At 64.1% G+C, this 17,182-nt stretch carries 13 protein-coding genes and 2 pseudogenes; 3 read left to right on the forward strand and 12 right to left on the reverse strand.

All coding sequences use genetic code 11. The features are described from left to right. Positions 1-11 precede the first annotated feature (11 nt). From ACNJX8_RS29400 to ACNJX8_RS29415, 4 genes and pseudogenes are all read right to left on the reverse strand, one after another. Positions 12-1,324, reverse strand: a pseudogene (locus ACNJX8_RS29400) (MFS transporter). A gap of 23 nt (positions 1,325-1,347) precedes the next feature. Next, entirely contained in the window at positions 1,348-1,869 is a 522-nt protein-coding gene (locus tag ACNJX8_RS29405; RefSeq protein ID WP_164934638.1) for a PRC-barrel domain-containing protein, read from the reverse strand. Positions 1,870-1,892: 23 nt separating this feature from the next. Beyond that, positions 1,893-4,097 (reverse strand): amylo-alpha-1,6-glucosidase, encoded by a 2,205-nt coding sequence (locus ACNJX8_RS29410; RefSeq protein WP_128935220.1) that lies wholly within the window; start codon positions 4,095-4,097, stop codon positions 1,893-1,895. Positions 4,098-4,153: 56 nt separating this feature from the next. Beyond that, positions 4,154-5,917, reverse strand: coding sequence for an ABC transporter ATP-binding protein (locus ACNJX8_RS29415; protein ID WP_128935221.1), 1,764 nt, complete (start codon positions 5,915-5,917; stop codon positions 4,154-4,156). On the opposite strand from ACNJX8_RS29415, the gene ACNJX8_RS29420 reads away from it, so the two are divergent. Then, positions 5,840-6,037, forward strand: coding sequence for a hypothetical protein (locus ACNJX8_RS29420; protein WP_164934623.1), 198 nt, complete (start codon positions 5,840-5,842; stop codon positions 6,035-6,037). The genes ACNJX8_RS29415 and ACNJX8_RS29420 overlap by 78 nt on opposite strands. Positions 6,038-6,196: 159 nt before the next feature. Beyond that, entirely contained in the window at positions 6,197-7,267 is a 1,071-nt protein-coding gene (locus tag ACNJX8_RS29425; RefSeq protein ID WP_249760393.1) for a glycosyltransferase family 4 protein, read from the forward strand. Between the two features lie 193 nt (positions 7,268-7,460). Here the strand turns inward: ACNJX8_RS29425 and ACNJX8_RS29430 are convergent, their stop codons facing one another. The 5 genes and pseudogenes from ACNJX8_RS29430 to ACNJX8_RS29450 all read right to left on the reverse strand — a co-directional run bounded on the left by ACNJX8_RS29430 (position 7,461) and on the right by ACNJX8_RS29450 (position 13,690). Then, on the reverse strand, positions 7,461-9,389 hold the full coding sequence (locus ACNJX8_RS29430; RefSeq protein WP_439357620.1) for an alkyl/aryl-sulfatase: 1,929 nt from the start codon (positions 9,387-9,389) through the stop codon (positions 7,461-7,463). 198 nt (positions 9,390-9,587) lie between these two features. Beyond that, positions 9,588-10,868, reverse strand: a complete 1,281-nt coding sequence (locus ACNJX8_RS29435) for a TRAP transporter large permease (RefSeq protein WP_245471180.1) — start codon at positions 10,866-10,868, stop codon at positions 9,588-9,590. Positions 10,869-11,087: 219 nt separating this feature from the next. Next, positions 11,088-11,564 (reverse strand): annotated as a pseudogene (locus tag ACNJX8_RS29440) (TRAP transporter small permease); the annotation flags it as partial. 155 nt (positions 11,565-11,719) lie between these two features. Further along, positions 11,720-12,721, reverse strand: a complete 1,002-nt coding sequence (locus ACNJX8_RS29445; protein WP_439357621.1) for a DctP family TRAP transporter solute-binding subunit — start codon at positions 12,719-12,721, stop codon at positions 11,720-11,722. Positions 12,722-12,919: 198 nt separating this feature from the next. Continuing rightward, on the reverse strand, positions 12,920-13,690 hold the full coding sequence (locus tag ACNJX8_RS29450) for a methyltransferase domain-containing protein (protein WP_439357622.1): 771 nt from the start codon (positions 13,688-13,690) through the stop codon (positions 12,920-12,922). Between the two features lie 143 nt (positions 13,691-13,833). Between ACNJX8_RS29450 and ACNJX8_RS29455 the strand changes: the two genes are divergently transcribed. Continuing rightward, positions 13,834-14,577, forward strand: coding sequence for an SDR family NAD(P)-dependent oxidoreductase (locus ACNJX8_RS29455; protein WP_091892681.1), 744 nt, complete (start codon positions 13,834-13,836; stop codon positions 14,575-14,577). 336 nt (positions 14,578-14,913) lie between these two features. Here ACNJX8_RS29455 and ACNJX8_RS29460 read toward each other — a convergent pair whose 3' ends face one another. From ACNJX8_RS29460 to ACNJX8_RS29470, 3 genes are read right to left on the reverse strand one after another with little or no spacing between them, the layout of a single operon-like run. Further along, on the reverse strand, positions 14,914-15,519 hold the full coding sequence (locus tag ACNJX8_RS29460; protein WP_439357623.1) for a DsrE family protein: 606 nt from the start codon (positions 15,517-15,519) through the stop codon (positions 14,914-14,916). A 26-nt stretch (positions 15,520-15,545) separates the two neighbouring features. Then, on the reverse strand, positions 15,546-16,175 hold the full coding sequence (locus tag ACNJX8_RS29465) for a hypothetical protein (RefSeq protein ID WP_245508513.1): 630 nt from the start codon (positions 16,173-16,175) through the stop codon (positions 15,546-15,548). Then, positions 16,172-17,155 carry a TAXI family TRAP transporter solute-binding subunit gene (locus ACNJX8_RS29470; protein WP_420809143.1) on the reverse strand — a complete coding sequence of 328 codons (984 nt, stop codon included), beginning with the start codon at positions 17,153-17,155 and terminating at the stop codon, positions 16,172-16,174. Before ACNJX8_RS29470 ends, ACNJX8_RS29465 begins: the two co-directional genes overlap by 4 nt. Positions 17,156-17,182: the final 27 nt, after the last annotated feature.

Consider the following 17,182-nt stretch of genomic DNA (forward strand, 5'->3'; position numbering starts at 1 on the left):
GCTGAATTCGTTCAGTCGGCCATCTCTTTGGTCGCGGTCATACCCGCGCGCCGCGTCTCCGGCATCACGACAAAATCAGCAGAAGCCCCGTGGCGGCGATGCCGGACAGTCCGATGAAGGCGGTGGCGTTGCCGAACTTGTCGCTGACATAGCCGCCAAGCGCGGTGCTCAAGGACGCACCGATGCCGGTCGCCGTGCCGACGATGCCCTGCGCCAGGTTGAAGTGGCCGCTGCCGAATGCGACGTCGGCGACGATCAGCGGAATCATCACTGCGAACACGGCCGCGGTGAGGCCGTCGAACACCTGCACCAGCACGAGCAGATAGGGATCGCGCACGGTTGCGAACAACAGGCCGCGAATCGTCAGCGCGCCGAATCCGATCAGGAGCAGCGGCCGCCGGCCCCAGAGTTGCGCCTTGCGTCCAATGCTCGGCGACAGCAGCGCCACGATCGCTTGCGGAACGACGATGCAAAAGGCGACAAGCACCGTCGCCCACTGGCTCGACCGCGCCGTCACCGCGCTCGCCATCAACGGCATCATCGCGGCATTCGCGAGCTGCAACAAGAGCACGCTCAGCGCGAACACGATCAGCGGACGCTGCCGGATCAGGTGCCAGACATTGGTGTCGCCGCGATCCGCGGCTTCAGGCGGCATCTCGCCGTGACAGCGTCTAATGTCGACCTCGTGCTCGCGGATGCGCGAAAGCGCGATCAGGGTCGGGATCGCGAGCAGGAAGGTGACCAGGAAGACCGAGCGGCTCGACAGCAGGTAACCGGCGGTGCCCATCACCGCCGCCGCAACGCCGTTGCCGAGCGAGGCAAAGCGCGCATTGCGGCCGAGACGCTCGCCGATCGCGATCGGGCCGACGAGGCCGAGGCTGATCGCCGCAATCGCCGGCCCCAGCACGCAACTCGCCATCGCATGCAGGGTGGCGGCGGTCACCACGACGGGGAAGATCGGCATCGCGGCGTAGGCAAGCGCGCAGCAGCCGATGGTGGCAATCGCAAGGGCGGCCACCAGCCGTTCCGATTTGGCCGCATCGATGATCGCGCCGCCCGGCATCTGCCCGATCAGGGCGACGATGCCGCCGATCGACAGCACGAGGCCGATCTCGACCTGGGTCCATTTCTGCGTCGTCAGATAAACCGCGATGAACGGACCGAATCCGGTCTGCACATCAGCGAGGAAGAAGATGAACCAGTCGAGCCCGCGCAGGCTCTGGCGCGACGGTGCCGGAAGGCCTGCAGCCGGCGGCGCGGCGACGTTGTTCTGCTCAACGCGGCCGTCGCGATCTGCATGTTTCGGCTTCCTCGACAACAGCACAGGCGGTCAGCCCTCCGGGCACCTCACTGAATCGCTTGCAGCGGCTGAAGGCTGCCGGACGCGCCGAGCACGACGATCGGCGTGTCTTCCTTGTATTCCGGCGCGGCCGCGACCTGCGCCTTGGTCAATTCCAGCGTGATGCTGTCCTTCTTGTTGGCGATCTTGCCGAAACGCAGCGCGTTCCAGTCCACCACGATCTTGCGGCTGCCGACGCCGAGGAAGCCGCCGAAATCGATCGCCGCCGCGCGCACATGACCGGTGCGATCGACGATGACGTCGACGATGCGGCCCATGTCTTCACCGGCGGCGCTGCGCACGTCGCGGCCGAGGACGCCATGCGCCTCGCTTGCGCCGATGATGGTCACCGAGGGCGGCGGGGCGGCATCCTTGGGGGTGACCGGAACGGTCGAGGCCGGCGGCTGTGCCGTCGCCGGCGCATTCGCTTCGCTCGCGCCCGCGGGTTGATCTTCCGCGGCGTGCGAGGTCGCCACCGCCAGGCCCGAGACGATGGCTATGCCCAGGATTAGCGCTCCGATCGCACGCATCGCACCCTCCTCTCGGCGCGCCGCTAGCGCGCCAGCACGATCGAGACCTGGATCTGGCCGCGCGTGCGCAACACCTCCAGCGCCACGTCGTCGCCGTGGCGGCTGACGCGCAGATCCACGCTGGACCCGCCCAGACGCAGATCGCGCAGGATCACCTCGTTCAGAAACGTCGGCAGATGCGGATTGCGCAGGCGAATCTCACAGCGTGCCACGTCGAACTCGATGCCCAGCGCCGCCTCCAGCAGCGTGAACGGCGTCGCGCTGGCCCAGGCCTGCGGCGCGCAGGCGACCGGATAGAGCGTCGGGCCGCGCCGCTTCTCGCGCCGGAAACCGCAGAACAATTCGGGCAGCCGGCGCAGGTCCATGTAGGTCGCCGCGTCGAACAGCCCCTTGAAGACATGTGCCACCGAATGTTTGAGGCCGTAGCGCGCGAGCCCGAGCGCGATCAGCGCGTTGTCGTGCGGCCAGATCGAGCCGTCATGATAGGACATCGGGTTGTAGCGCACCTCGCCTTGCGCGACGGTGCGGATGCCCCAGCCCGAATAGAAATGCGGCCGCATCAGATCGGCGGCGACGAGACGGGCGCGATCCTCGCGGATCATGCCGCTGAACAGCACCTGCCCGGCATTCGAGGTCCGCACCTTGCAGGGGCGCTTCCTGCCGTCGAGGGCGAGCGCATAGGTGCCGAGCTCCTCGCACCAGAACGCCTTCTCGAAGCGCTCGGCCAGCGCCTTGGCTTCGGCCTCGAGCTGGCGCACGCGGTCCGGCTTGCCGAGCCGCAGCGCGCAGCGCGCGGCGAGCTGCTTGGCCGCGTAGACGTAGCCCTGGACCTCGGCGAGCGCGATGTTGCCTTCCGCGAGCTGGCCGTCGGCATGGAAGATCGCGTCGTAGGAATCCTTCCAGCCCTGGTTGGCCAGCCCCTTTTCCGTCGCGCGCTGGTATTCGACGAAGCCGTCCTGATCGGGATCGCCAGGACCGTCGATCCAGGCGAGCCCCGCCTCGATCGCCGGCCACAGCTCGATCAACGTGGCCTCGTCTCCAGTGCGCTCGAAATAGCTTCCGGCGAGCAGGACGAACAGCGCGGTCGAATCGACGCTGCCGTAATATTGGGAGAACGGCACCTCGCCCAGCGCCGCCATCTCGCCGCCGCGCATCTCGTGCAGGATCTTTCCGGGCGCGGCGTCGGCGAGCGGATCGATCGCCTTCGCCTGGAAATGCGCGAGCCGTCTGAGCACGCCCTTGGCGACGCGCGGATCGATCCAGAGCATCTGTAGCGCAGTGATCAGGCCGTCGCGGCCGAACGTCGTCGAGTACCAGGGTATGCCGGCATAGGGATAACGGCCCTGCGGGGTCTCCGTCATCAGCATGTTGAGGTCGGCCATGGCCTGGCACAGCACCTCGTTGAAGATGTTGTTGGAGGTCTCGATGCTGGCGGCGCCCATGGTCGACTGCCGCATCTCGCGGCGGTGCGCCAGGAGGCCCTGGAAGAACCGCGCCGGCTTTTCCGTCACCGGTCGGTTGCAGGAGACGGCGACGAACAGCGATCTGGCCTCGTGCGGGTCGAGCTCGAGCTGCCATGTCGCGGCATTGACCGACAGCCGCGTCGGGCGCGGGTCGAAATGCAGGCCGGTGGTGCGCTCGGCGTCGTCGAGGCCGCGATACCCGAACAGCACGTCGGTCGGGCCGAGCAGCCGGCTCGTGCCCGTCCCGCGGCGCGGGCGCCGCTCGCCGCGGACCTCGAACAGGTCGGCGAAGTCGTTGTCGAACAGCAGCGTCAACTCGAAGCTGGCGCGCGCATCGCCGTGGTTCTGCACGCCGATGCGTTGATAGGCGGCACCGCGCCACAGGAAGATCGTGCGCACGATGTGCAGCAGATCCTTTTGGAACACGAGGCGGCCCTGACGGTATATGTCGGGATTGGTCAGATCGACTGTCAACGCCGAATTGTCGTCGCGCAGATTCGAGCCGAGCAGCAGCGGCTGGAGATCGTCGAGCACGAGCTCCAGCCGCGCCAGATAGCGCGTGTCGTGGTGAAACAGCCCGTCCGGCCCGCCCGCCGAAGCGCCGATGTCGCCGTGGCTGTCGAGCACGATGAAGGTGTCGTCGTGCTTGAGGGACCGCCGCGGCCGGGCGGCGGGTCCCGTCATCGGAATGTAGAACGTCTGCTCCGCGACGGCTTCCGCCGCCTGCGATATCGAAATGATCTGGGTTACGGTTTCGGCTGCCATGAGCTGCTCCCCTGCGCCTTGATTCGAAACGCAACCAACGAACGCGACTGCTGGATCTACGCGGCGAACTTCGAGAGCCGGCTCATCTCCTGCGTCACCAGCTCACGGTAGGGACCGTGAGCCTGCATCAGCCGGTCGGGCGCGCCGTCCTCGATGATCTTACCGGCCTTGAGCACCACCACGCGATCAAAATTGCGCAGCGTCGCCAGGCGGTGCGCGATCGCAATCACCGTGCGGCCGCGCATCAGCCGCGACAGCGCCTCGCGGATCGCCTCCTCGGATTCGCTGTCAAGCGCTGCGGTCGCCTCGTCGAGCAGCAGGATCGGCGCGTCTTTGAGGAAGGCGCGCGCAATCGCGATGCGTTGGCGCTGGCCGCCCGACATCTTCACACCGCGGTCGCCGACCATGGTGTCGAGGCCGTCGGGCAGACTCTCGACGAAATCGCAGCGCGCCGCGATCGCCGCGCGCAGCACCTCGTCATCGGTCGCGTTCGGGCGACCATAGCGGATATTCTCGCGGATGGAACGATGAAACAAGGAGATATCCTGCGGCACGACCGAGATCGCCTCGCGCAGGCTCAGCTGCGTCACCTTCGAGATGTCCTGTCCGTCGATGGTGATGCTGCCCTCGTCGGTATCGTAGAAGCGCTGGAGCAGCGTGAACAGCGTCGATTTGCCGCCGCCGGACTGGCCGACCAGACCGACGCGCTGGCCGGGCTGCAAGCGCAGGCTGAACCGCTCAAAGATCTTCTCGCCGCCGGGATAGCCGAAGGTGACGTTGTTGTACGCGATCGCGGCGCCGCTCTTGACGAGGGGCTCGGCCTCGGGGTGATCGCGCAGTTCGTGCGGCACCAGCAGCGTGGCGATCGCCTCGGTCAGCCGCGCGACGTGCTGAGTGACGTCGACCAGCGCCACCGCGAGGTCGCGCGTGGCATTGAGAATGGATAGGCCGAGGGTGCAGACCAGCACGACGTCGCCGGTGGTCGCCTCACCCCGCTGCCACAACGTGATCGCCCAGGCCATCAGCGCCACCGTCAGCACGACGGTCACGCCGGCATGCGTGAGCCGCAGCTTCTCCAGATAGCGCAGGCTGCGGCCGCGCGCGGTGAGCTCCCGGTTCACCGTCGCATCGAAGCGCTCATGCTCGTGGCTGATGCCGCAGAAAGCGCGCACCAGCGGCATGTTGCTGATCACGTCGATCATCTCGCCGTCGACCACGGCCGCCTTGTCGGCGAAATCGTCATGCAGCGGCTTGCCGGCGGCGGCCAGGTGGAACATCGCGATCACCATGCCACCGGCGATCACGATCAGGCCGAGCGCCATATAGGGACTCACGGTTCCAATCAGCATGATTGCCGCAACTGTGGCAATACAGGGCGGCAGCACGTTCCAGACGAACATGTTCTCGACCGTAAACACCGCGTTCGAGGTCGCCGTGATGCGGCTTGTCAGCATGCCCGGCATGCGATCGGAGAAGTAGCTCGGCGCGTGACCGGTCAGATGACGAAATATGTCACGGCGTAAATCACCCGTGACCCGGACGAAGGTGAAGCTCGCGGTCCAGCTCGCGATCCGCCACAGGAAGTTGTCGGCGGCGATCAGCGACATGAGTAAAATGAATGCCAGCCATACGCTGCCACCATGTGATGGTCCGGCGGACAGACTGTCGACCAGGGATTTGACGCCATACTGCGTGCCCACGGAGCAGGCAACGGCTGCCACGACGGCGGTCAGGATCACCAGATGCGACGCAAGACGACGCCGGAGATAGCGCAGGACAAAGGCAAATGGCCTGCGCGCGTATCCAGAAAGCTGATCCATATGGCTACCGACCCCGTCGTGATGATTTTCGGATGTTGTTTACCGATCGAACTGAACATCGACCGCTTCGCCTCGGTTCCCGGGCGGGGCGATCACGACATGCGGATGCGGACGATCTGAGAAGATGTGATGGCAGCATCGAGACGGCCCCGCACGTGTCGAATATGTAACGTTTGGAGGAAGGAACTTCGCAAGTGCGGGAACGTTCCCTTGTCTGGCATTGCCGGTGCCGTACTGGCGGGGGCTCTTCGATCATGATCGCACAAAGGAGATGGTGAGATGCGCATCGCGCAGGTTGCTCCGTTGACGGAGGCTGTTCCACCCAAGCTGTATGGCGGCACCGAGCGGGTGGTGCATTGGTTGACGGAAGAGCTGGTGGCCCTTGGACACGATGTGACGCTGTTCGCCAGCGGCGACTCGCAAACCTCGGCAAAGCTGGATGCATTATGGCCGCGGGCACTCCGTCTCGACGGTTCCGTGCGCGATCCCAATGCGCTGCACATGGTGCTCCTGGAGCGGGTGCGGCAGAAATGTGACGATGAGGAGTTCGACTTCCTCCACTTCCATCTGGATTATTATCCGTGGTCGCTGTTCCACCGGCAGCCGACGCCGTTCGTGACCACGCTGCATGGCCGACTGGACCTGCCGGAGCATCAGCCGGTCTTCAACACCTTCACCAAGATGCCCGTCATTTCGATCTCCAATGCGCAGCGGCGACCGGTGCCGCAGGCAAACTGGGTGACGACGATCCACCACGGCCTGCCGGAGAATCTGCTGACGCCGAAGCCGACTCGCCAAGAGTATCTCGCCGTGCTCGGCCGCATCGCGCCGGAGAAAGGCGTCGACCGCGCCATCAAGATCGCGACCCATTGCGGCATCCCGCTAAAGATCGCCGCCAAGGTCGATCGCGCCGACCAGGATTACTATGATGAGCTGATCCGGCCGATGATCGAGAACAATCCTCTGGTGGAGTTCATCGGCGAGATCAGCGATCACGAGAAATCGGACTTCCTGAGCGGCGCGCTCGGCCTCTTGCTGCCGATCGACTGGCCAGAGCCGTTCGGTCTCGTGATGATCGAAGCCATGGCCTGCGGAACGCCGGTCGTCGCCTTCAACCGCGGCTCGGCGCCGGAGATCATCGACGAAGGCCTGACCGGCTTCGTGGTCGAGGACGTCATCAGCGCGGCAGGGGTGATCAAGCGCCTGCCGCAGCTCGACCGCGCCGCGATCCGCAAGCAGTTCGAGACGCGCTTCACGGCGCGGCGCATGGCACTGGACTATCTCGCCGCCTATCGCAGCCTGACCGAGGAACAAGCACCGCGGATCAAGCTGGTGAGCAGCGCGGAGTAGGCCTTCTACGCCGCTGCCAATCGATGTGCCCTCTCCCCTTGTGGGAGAGGGCTGCGAGAACCGGGCCACAAACTCGTTTGGGTGAGGGGTTGCCTCCACATCCAAAGGCTCTTCGCGGAGAGAGACCCCTCATCCGGCGCTTCGCGCCACCTTCTCCCACAAGGGGAGAAGGGAAGAAGTCGTCAACGGCGCCCTACACCACGCCCGTCCGCTTCGGCTCGACGATCTCGAACATGCGCGGGAATTCGTCCATCAGGCCCATCAGTTCGGCGAGCCGCATCGGATTACCTGATAGCTTGATCTTGCCGGCGGCGACCGCCTCCGGAAAGCTGGTCTGTTTCGCGATGACTTCGTCGAGCGTCGAGCGCGCCAGCGTGAAGCTGGCATCGGCGCCGTCCGCCTGCGCGCCCTCGGTGTAGGTCAGCGCAGAGTTCTCCAAATTGAGAACGAAGGTCTCGCCGGTGTCGGAAAAACGCCAGTTCAGCACGATGTGCTTGCCTTCCGCTTTCGGGCCGTTGAGGCGAATGCCGAGCACGTCCCAGAGCTGCGAGGTGCGCAATGCGGCCAGCGTCTCGCGCGGCATCGGCGGGCGCGCCGACACCTTCGGCATGCCCTGGCGCAATTCCTGGGCGCCGAACAGATAGGCGTTGCGCCAGGTCGCGCTTTCGGCGGCATAACCGAGCTGCTCGAGCGTATCCGCCAGCAACGCGCGCGCCGCCTGATTGTCCGGCTCGGCGAAGACGAGATGGCCGAGCGCCTGCGCGACGAAGCGAAACTCGCCCTTGTCGAAATCCGTCCGCGCCCGCGCCAGAATGGCATCTGCGCCACCCATGTACTCGACATACTTCCTGCCTGACTCCACTGGCGGCAGCGGGTCGAGATTGACCGGATTGGCGTCGTACCAGCCGAGATATTTCTGGTAGATCGCCTTCACATTATGCCGGATGTGGCCGTAATAGCCGCGGCCGTGCCAGGCGGCCTCCAGGCTCTTCGGCAGCTGGATCGTCTCGGCGATCTCGGCGGCGGTGAGGCCGTGGTTCATCAGGCGGATGGTCTGGTCGTGCGCGAATTTGTAGAGGTCGCGCTGCTGCCGGATCATGGTGCCGATCCGATCCCTCCCCCACACCGGCCAGTGATGCTGGCCGCACATCGCCTCGGCCTTGCCGTCCCAGAGCAGCAGGGCCTCGCCCAGATATTTCGACCAGGCCAGCGCGTCGCGCACGTCGGCGCCGCGGAACGGCAGCAGATTGTGGAAATTGTGGGTGCAGTTCTCGGCGAGGTTCAGAAGCTTGTAGCGCGGGACGAAGAAATGCATCTCCGCCGGTGCTTCGCTGTTGGGCGCCATCTGGAATTCGAACTCGACGCCGTCGATGACGCGCCTCTCGCCGGTGGCAATGATCAAATCGGTCGGGCGCAGCAGCGCGACCGAGCCTGCCGCCATCGACTTGCCGAGGCCGCAATCCACCTGCCCGCGCGCGCCCTTGGCGAGGAACGGGCCGAACTGGTACTGCGCCCGGCGCAGCATCGCCGGTCCCGCGATGATATTCTCGGAGACGGCGTGCTCCATGAACAGGTTCGGCGCGATGATCGGCACGCGGCTAGTCGCCAGCGCATCCTCCTCCAGCACGCCGCGCGCGCCGCCCCAATGATCGGTGTGGGTGTGCGTGAAGATGACGGCCGCGACCGGGCGCTTGCCACGATGCCTGAAGTAAAGATCGAGCGCGGCGCGCGCGCCCTCGATCGAGGTCAGGGTATCCACGACGATGACGCCGCTGTCGCCCTCGATCAGCGTCATGTTGGCGATGTCGAGCCCGCGCACCTGATAGACGCCCGGCACGACCTCGAACAGGCCGTGATGCATGTTGAGCCGCGACTGCCGCCACAGGCTCGGATTGACTGTGGGCGGCGCTTCTTGCTCGGCGAGGAAGCCATAGGGCGCAAGGCTCCAGACCGTCCGCCCCTGCGGATGTGTGACCGTCGCGTTCTCGATCGTGCCGAGAAAGCCGCGCGCCGCATCGTCGAAATCCCGCGTGTCGGAGAACGGCAGCGCGTTCAGCATGGCCTCGTGTTGCGCGATGACGGACGGCGTTGCGCTTTTCGGCTCGCTGCTGGATTCTGTCATATCTGTTCTCCGGCCTGTCGCGGCCATCTAACCGCATCTCGCGGTTGATTGCCATCGGAGGAAGGAGCGAACCGTAGCCCGGATGGAGCGAAGCGCAATCCGGGGTTTCGATCCAGACGCGGGAAAGTCCCGGATTACGCTTGCGCTCCATCCGGGCTATGATTTGCCCTCTCCCCAGAACGAGACGGGGTTAAGCCGCTACATCCCCAGCAGCGTCGGCAGCCACAACGACAGGCCGGGCCAATAAGTCACGATCACCAGGAACGTCAGCATGGTCAACAGCCAAGGCCACACCGCGACGGTGAGCTCGGTGATGCCCATCTTGGCGATGCCTGAGGCGACGTAGAGATTGAGGCCGACGGGCGGATGGCACAGCCCGACCTCCATGTTGACCGTCATCAGGATGCCGAAATGGATCGGGTCGATGCCGAGCTTGACCGCGACCGGAAACAGGATCGGCGCCATGATCAGGATGATCGAGGACGGCTCCATCACGTTGCCCGCCAGCAGCAGCAGCAGATTGACGACGAGCAGGAAGCCGATCCACCCCAAGCCCTGGTCGATCATCCATTGCGCCAGCGCCTGCGGCACGTTCTCGTAGGTCATCAGGAACGAGAACAGCACGGCGTTGGTGATGATGTAGAGCAGCATCGCCGAAAGGTTCGCCGATGACAGCAGCACCCGCGGCACGTCGCGCAGCTTCAGATCCTTGTAGATGAACACCGCGACGATGAAGGCGTAGACCGCGCTGACAGCCGCAGCTTCGGTCGGCGTGAACAAGCCGCTGTAGATGCCGCCGATCACGATCACGATCAGCAGGATGCCCCAGATCGACTTGCGGAACGCATCCAGACGCTGGAGGAACGTGGCCTTCGGCATCCGCGGATAGTCGTTGCGCCAGGCACGATAGAACGTTGTGGCGCCGAGCAGCGTTGCGAGGACGAATCCCGGCACGATGCCGGCGATGAAGAGCTTGCCGACCGAGCTGTTGGTGGAGACGGCGTAGAGAACCATCGGGATCGACGGCGGAATGAGAATGCCGAGCGAGCCCGATGTCGTGATCACCCCCGCCCCGAACCGCTTCGGAAACCCTTGCGCGACCATCGCAGGCAGGATCACCGAACCGATCGCCACCACGGTCGCCGGCGACGAGCCGGAAATTGCCGCGAACAGCGCGCAAGCGACCACGCCCGACAAAGCGAGACCGCCGTACCAATGGCCGACCAGCGCGGTCGCGAACGTGATCATCCGGCGCGCCACGCCGCCATGGGTCAGGAAGTTGCCGGCAAGGATGAAGAACGGGATCGCCATGATCTCGAAATTCTCGATGCCGGTGAACAGCTTCAGCGCCACCGATTCCGTTCGCACATCGGTCAGCGTGAACATGAAGCTGAGCACGGTGAGACCCAGCGCGATCGAGATCGGCATGCCCGTCAGCATCAACGAGAGCAGAAGTGCGAACACGATGACGACGCGCAGGCCATGCGGCAGCGTGATGACGTGGCCGGCATGCGCAAAGCACAGGGCGACGATCAGGACCGGCAGCAGCATCAGGATCCAGCCGAGCGGGCTACGCTCGTCCCGGACAACCTGGCTGGGTGTGACCGGGGCCGGATGCACCGGGTCCGCCTCGACGCCCTCGACGCCCGCCATGTCGTGATGCGGCAGCTCGCCGGTGCGGTAGAACGACCACGCGACCTGGAGGAAGCGGAAGCACATCAAGCCGGAGCCGAGCGGGATGGTGAGATACACCACCCACATCGGCGCTTCGAGATCGTTGGACTGCTGGCCGGTCTGCCACATCTGGCTGACGAACGCGGCACCGAAATAGCTCACGATGGCGGTGAAGAGCGCGCCGCACAACAGCCCGAAGGTGATGACGCGGCGGCGCGATCCGCCCGGAAGGATGTTGACGAGCACGTCGACGCCGACATGGATGCCGGTGCGCACGCCGTAGGCGGCGCCGAACTTCGCCATCCAGATGAACATGTAGATGCAGAGCTCTTGCGCCCAGGACAGGTCGAGCGAGGCAAGCCAGCTGAACGTCGCGCGCGCGGGAACGGCGAGGAAGGCCAGATTGCGGGCTTCCGCCCATCTGGCGATATCGATTGACAGGCCGGCGCCGTAACGATGCAGCACCGCGACGAAGATGAGCGACGTCGCAGCCGCGATCATCGTCGCGATCAGCCATTCCTCGAGATGATCGAGCACCCGATTCAGCACACGCAGCAACTTGGTCCCCCCAGCATTGGCTCGTCCATTCAAGAGCGAAACGGCCGGGAGTGCGATCACCCCCGACCGTTGTTGTTGTTCTTAGTAGGGCGCGGCCGTCAGTTCATCTTGACGTCGAGTTCCTTGGCGAGGAGATCGAGCACCTCCTGCCCGACCCGTCCCTTCGCCCATTTGTAGGTCGGCTGCATCGCCTCCTGCCACGCCTTGCGATCGGCATCGGTGAGATAATGCAGATTGGTCTTGCCCGTCTTCTTGATCTCGGCCAGCGCGTCCTCGTTCTCCTGGCGCGCGATCGAGTTGGTGTAGTCGGTCGCCTCCGCCATCGCCTTGTCAAGCTGGGTGCGGATGTCGGGCGGCAGGCCCGACCAGAATTTCGCGTTGACGATGACGGCATATTGCAGATGCGCGTGATAGGACACGGTGATGTCCTTCTGCACCTCGTAGAACTTCTGCGTCAGGTAGTTGGACGCCGTGTTCTCGCAGCCGTCGACCACGCCGGTCTGCAGCGCCTGGTAGACTTCGGAGAACGCCATGATCTGCGGGATCGAACCCATGATGCGAAGATATTGGTCGGCGATCTTCGATCCGGAGATGCGGAATTTAAGCCCCTGGAAATCGGTCGGCTTCAACAAGGGGCGGTTGGCGGAGAGCATGTGGAAGCCGTTGTCCCAATAAGCGAGCCCGGTGATGCCCTTGGCCTCGAGCTTCTGGAACAGCCATTTGCCGACCGTGCCCTTCATCGCGTTGGCGTAGGTCTGGTCATCCCTGAACAGCCATGGCAGGTCGAGCGCCTCGAACTCCTTGACGCCGAGCGGCGCGAATTTAGCGGTCGACGGCGCGAGCATCTGCACCGAACCGAGCTGAAGCGCCTCGATCTCCTCCTTGTCCTTGTAGAGCGTGGAGTTCGGGTAGACTTCGACCTTGACCTTGCCGTCGGTGTATTTCTCGGCGAGCTCCTTGAACTTCAGCGCGCCCTTGCCCTTCGGGGTGTCGTTGGCGACGACGTGGCTGAACTTGATGACGATGGGATTCTGAGCCTGGGCGACGGCAGGGGCCAAGAGAATAGCCGCGGCGGCGACTGCAAGAAGCAGCTTGCGCATGAAGTAACCTCCCAACAACCTGTCTAAACTGGGTCTTTTTGTTTTTCAGGTCAGTAGTGGCAGCAATCCGCCACCCGAACAACTAGACCTAAGCCCAATTTGCCGCAGCCAAGCTAACTTGACCGCTGCCGGATGCGCAACCCGGCGCCCGCTTCAGTCCAAGGAAACGAGCGCTTTTGCCGCATTGCGGCAGTGCCATCAGTTTTTGCGCTGGGCGACTATGAAGAGGCGCCGGAACGGGAACAGCGTCTGCCCCGCCGCATTCTTCGGGTAGGCCCCTGCGACCCGCATCCCATAGGCGGCTTCGAACGCAGCCTTCTCATCACCCTGCAAGACATCGAGATAGCGCGTCAACCAGGTCCCCTTGGTCCATTCCTTCACCGGGTTCTCGCCTTCGAGCACTTGCAGATATTCAGTTTCCCAGATGTCGATATTCTGCGAGAGCGGCGCGAGCAGGTCGTGATAGAAGGCCGGCCCTTCGACCGGCGGCGGGGTGACGAGATGCTCGACCTTGGACCGCCAGGGACCGTTCAGCGCGGTCTCGCCAATCAGCACATGCGACGGCGCGGTAAAATTGCGCGGCATCTGCACTGCAAGCATGCCCCCACGCGTCACCTTCTCCATCACCGACGGAAATAGTGCCGCATGATTGGGCAGCCAGTGCAGTGCGGCATTGGAATAGATCAGGTCATACTGCTTCGCTGGACGCCAATGGCCGAGGTCTTCATGTGACCATTCCACGTCGGGCGCGGCCTTGCGGCCGGCCGCGACCATCTCGGCCGAGCCCTCGACCCCGGTCACGATGGCATCCGGCCAGCGCTCCCTGATCAGTTTTGTCACATTGCCGGCGCCGGCACCGAGATCGGCGATCGCGCGCGGAGCGAAATCCGGAATCCTCATCAACAGGTCGACGGCGGGCCGGAGCCGGTGGCCGGAGAACTTCAGATATTGCTGCGGGTCCCAGACCATCGCTGATGCCTTTTCTTTTTCGTGTTTCCTTCGCCGAAGCTCTTGGTTACCACTGCTCGTCCCGGTCGGGCAATTCGCAAAGCCCGCGGGACGGGGCAGGAAACGAAAGCAACAGCCAAGAAACAACAAGAGAGCGTGTGACCATGGACCTCGGGCTCAAATCGAAAACCGCAGTCGTCACGGGCGCAAGCATCGGCATCGGCCGCGCCATCGCCAAGGGCCTTGCTGCCGAAGGCGTGCGCGTCGTTGGCGTCGCGCGGCGGACCGATCTGCTCGCCGAGCTGGTGAAAGAAGTCGGCGGCGGGCTGATAACGCCGTTCGAGCAGGACGTGATGGCGAAGGACGCCGCGGAGAGGATCGCGGCGTTTGCAATCAAGGAGCTCGGCCATGTCGACATCCTCGTCAACAATGCCGGTGGCAGCCGTCCCCTCCCCGTCGATGCGCCCGACAGCAAATGGGACGAGGCCATCGCGCTGAATTTCACCAGCTACCGCCGCATCGCGCATGCGCTGCTGCCGCAGATGATCGAACGCAAATGGGGCCGCATCGTCAACATCACCGGAAAGTCCGAGCCGGAAGGCCTCAACGCCGCCTTTGCCGCGAAAGCCGCCGTGCACGCCTGGGCCAAGGGCTTGTCGCGCGAGATCGGCGCGCACGGCATCACCATCAACTGCATCCCGCCCGGCCGCATCATGAGCGAGCAGATCCGCCGCAACTACCCGCCGGATTATCGCGAGCGCTTCGCGGAGGAAGAGATCCCAGTCGGCTATTGGGGCGAGCCGGAGGATCTCGCGGCGCTCGCGGTGTTCCTGGCCTCACCGGTGGCGCGCTACATCACGGGTACGGTGATCCCGGTGGACGGGGGACTAAGGCGGTATCAGTTCTAGGAGGCGGACTCCCGAATCCCAGGGCTATCGCATATGGATTTTAGGAGGACTTTTCGCGGGCTTGCTCCGCCTCTCCCGCTTGCGGGAGAGGCCGACGCGTCCCGGGCGATGCGAAGCATCGTCCCGAGCGCGGCGGGTGGGCTCTTGCCGCCCAGGGACAGCTCCGCATTTTTCGACAATCCCGCCGCGGAGACACCCCCACCCCAGCCCTCCCCCGCAAGCGGGAGAGGGAGCCCAGTGCGGATGCCGCCGCAGCGTGGACACCATATGCGATTCCCCTGGCCCGAATCCGGTCGGCCCGAGAAAGGCACGCCATGTCCGGTTTGCCGCCGGACCTCACGGCTTGACGTAGCTCCAGCCCTGTTCCTGCAGCTCCATGACGCGGACGACACCGGATTTGACGACCGTGGCTTGTGGAATCAGGTTGATGTCCTTGTTCTCCGCCTTGCGCATGTTTTCCTGGGTGTTGCCGCAGGCTTTGAAGGAGATTTCGGGATGGCTCATCGCGAGCACCTCGATGCGCGGCTTCACCGGCGAGGTGTCATCGCGCAGCATGTGAAGGCCAGGACCGAAAGTGACGACCTCGATCGATACTGGTTCACCGAGACCGCGGTAGTATTGCGCGACGTTGGTCGCATTGTTGAGTGTGAGGTTCATCATCGCAGGTTCGTTGGAATTGACCTGCAGGATCAGCCGGTGCGGCTTCCTGGCGCTCTCGGCTTTCGTCGCCTCAGCCATCTTCGTGTTGTTCGCAGGATCCTGCTTGATCGCCGGCTTGCTCACCTGCTTCTGTCGAGCCGGATGCTTCGGGTTGCTCGCTTGGCTCTTCTCACGCACCTGCGGGATCAACTGGTTGTCCTGCTGCGCCTGCGCGCTTGGTCCGATCAGAAGCAGCATCGCCAGTCCGCTGATGACTGCCATCGCCCATTTTGGATTGATCATCTCGTATCTCCCATTTTCCCTGCCCATCACCTTGCTGGTCTGGCGACGGCATGGGGCCATTTGCATGCAGCCGCCATTTTCTTGCGCACATTTTCGAATCCGCTGAGCAGGAATTGTCCGTCTTGCACCGGACCAGCGCGGGTGAAAAGGCGCACAACGATGTGACCGTCGTCGGGTAGCGAGCTCAGCAACTTTACGACGTCGCCCCCGAAAGCGACGCCGGAGCCGAATGAGGGCGACGATGCCGTGAGTTGCATTGGCGTATCCGCATTCAGCCGAAAAGAGATGACGTATTCGTTGGCACTGCGTGACAGCGCCGGTCCGGTGACTACGACTTCCGTGCGGCCTCTGCGGCAGTGGATTGCGAGTTGCATCGCGGCGCCATCAGAGCCGCTGACGGATGAGGTGGTGGCGGTGACGATCGGCAGATAATCCACCGGCGAAGTGGTCTCGCTGACCAGCCAGCCGTCATCTGCCCCCCGCCGACTTGGCGGTGGGATCTTACGTGATAAGTCTTGCAGACATTCCAGCCGGGCTTGCCCCTCCATCGCCGAACAAGCCCGAAGTGTTTCCATGGGATCGCCAGTGTTTTGCGCGTAAGCGATTCCGCAGGCGACATTCAAGGCGACGGCGAGCCGAGGAGCGGCAGTCTTCATGGCCCCGCCTGTACGCTGCGCGCCTTGCGATCCAGCCATTCCTGCGCGGCTTGGAAGCGGGTAAGCCCGGGAACGGATGCCGCGAGATTGATCGACCGCCATTTCGGATCGAAGCCCGGAGCCTGCAGGCGGTCGATTCGCGAGAACAGGTACTCGACAAGGCGTGCCACACGTTGATAGCGATTGGAGCGTGGCGGCCAGTTGAACGCAACGAGCGCCGTCGGCACCGCGATGGTCGAGACCCGCTCGCCTTGCTTGATCAGATTGGGATACTCATTGGGGTCCAAGGTCGCAGGCAGATAATAGTCCTCGAACTTCCTGTCGTAGTGCACCGGGAGGAACTTGAATCCGGCCTCCCAGCGGCCCTTTACGAAGGCGTCGACGGGTTTCGACGTGATGAACACGACGGCCGACATCTCGCCTTTGCGCATCTGCTCCAGGGCGACCTGATGCGGAATGAATGTCTTGTCGACGTCGATGCCGAGACGGCTGAAGATCAGTGGTCCTGAATAGGCAGCTGCGGTGCCCAGGGTGTTGAAGTTCACCTTCTTGCCGGCAAGATCCTGCAGGCTCGCGATTTCCGGTCGCACAAAAATGTGCAGCTCGGATGGGAAGAGATTGAGCAGATACGTGATGCGGCTCCGGATCTGCGGTGCCTGAGCCTGATATTCTTCGAGCGCGTCGGAATTGATGATGGCGGTATCGACGCCACGCAAATAGAGCAGCGCATTCAGATTGTCGGTGGCGCCCCGGGTGACGATCGGCAGAAGATGCAGGTCTGCTCCGTCGTCGACGACGCGCGCCATTTCGGCGGCGAGGCGGATCGGCGCGCCCTCGAGCAGGCCGCCGGCGAGCCCGACCGTCCAGGCATTCATCCGGTCCTTTTCATTCTCTTGCGGGAGCGGCCGTCGGACGAGCTGAGCATCGGCCCTGGTATTTCTCGCGGTTTGCGCTTCCAAGCAGGCCGTCTGAAGCATCATCGCAACCGGCACCAACCAAGTGAGCAG

This window comes from Bradyrhizobium sp. SPXBL-04 (genome assembly GCF_051853035.1).
GTDB classification, from domain to species: domain Bacteria; phylum Pseudomonadota; class Alphaproteobacteria; order Rhizobiales; family Xanthobacteraceae; genus Bradyrhizobium; species Bradyrhizobium zhanjiangense.

Coding starts and splice junctions, on each gene's coding strand:
- ACNJX8_RS29420 (WP_164934623.1), top strand. CDS start 5,840: ATGCGACGCAAGACGACGCCGGAGATAGCGCAGGACAAAGGCAAATGG.
- ACNJX8_RS29455 (WP_091892681.1), top strand. CDS start 13,834: ATGGACCTCGGGCTCAAATCGAAAACCGCAGTCGTCACGGGCGCAAGC.
- ACNJX8_RS29415 (WP_128935221.1), bottom strand. CDS start 5,917: ATGGATCAGCTTTCTGGATACGCGCGCAGGCCATTTGCCTTTGTCCTG.
- ACNJX8_RS29460 (WP_439357623.1), bottom strand. CDS start 15,519: ATGATCAATCCAAAATGGGCGATGGCAGTCATCAGCGGACTGGCGATG.
- ACNJX8_RS29410 (WP_128935220.1), bottom strand. CDS start 4,097: ATGGCAGCCGAAACCGTAACCCAGATCATTTCGATATCGCAGGCGGCG.
- ACNJX8_RS29405 (WP_164934638.1), bottom strand. CDS start 1,869: ATGCGTGCGATCGGAGCGCTAATCCTGGGCATAGCCATCGTCTCGGGC.
- ACNJX8_RS29450 (WP_439357622.1), bottom strand. CDS start 13,690: ATGGTCTGGGACCCGCAGCAATATCTGAAGTTCTCCGGCCACCGGCTC.
- ACNJX8_RS29425 (WP_249760393.1), top strand. CDS start 6,197: ATGCGCATCGCGCAGGTTGCTCCGTTGACGGAGGCTGTTCCACCCAAG.
- ACNJX8_RS29470 (WP_420809143.1), bottom strand. CDS start 17,155: ATGATGCTTCAGACGGCCTGCTTGGAAGCGCAAACCGCGAGAAATACC.
- ACNJX8_RS29465 (WP_245508513.1), bottom strand. CDS start 16,175: ATGAAGACTGCCGCTCCTCGGCTCGCCGTCGCCTTGAATGTCGCCTGC.
- ACNJX8_RS29445 (WP_439357621.1), bottom strand. CDS start 12,721: ATGCGCAAGCTGCTTCTTGCAGTCGCCGCCGCGGCTATTCTCTTGGCC.
- ACNJX8_RS29430 (WP_439357620.1), bottom strand. CDS start 9,389: ATGACAGAATCCAGCAGCGAGCCGAAAAGCGCAACGCCGTCCGTCATC.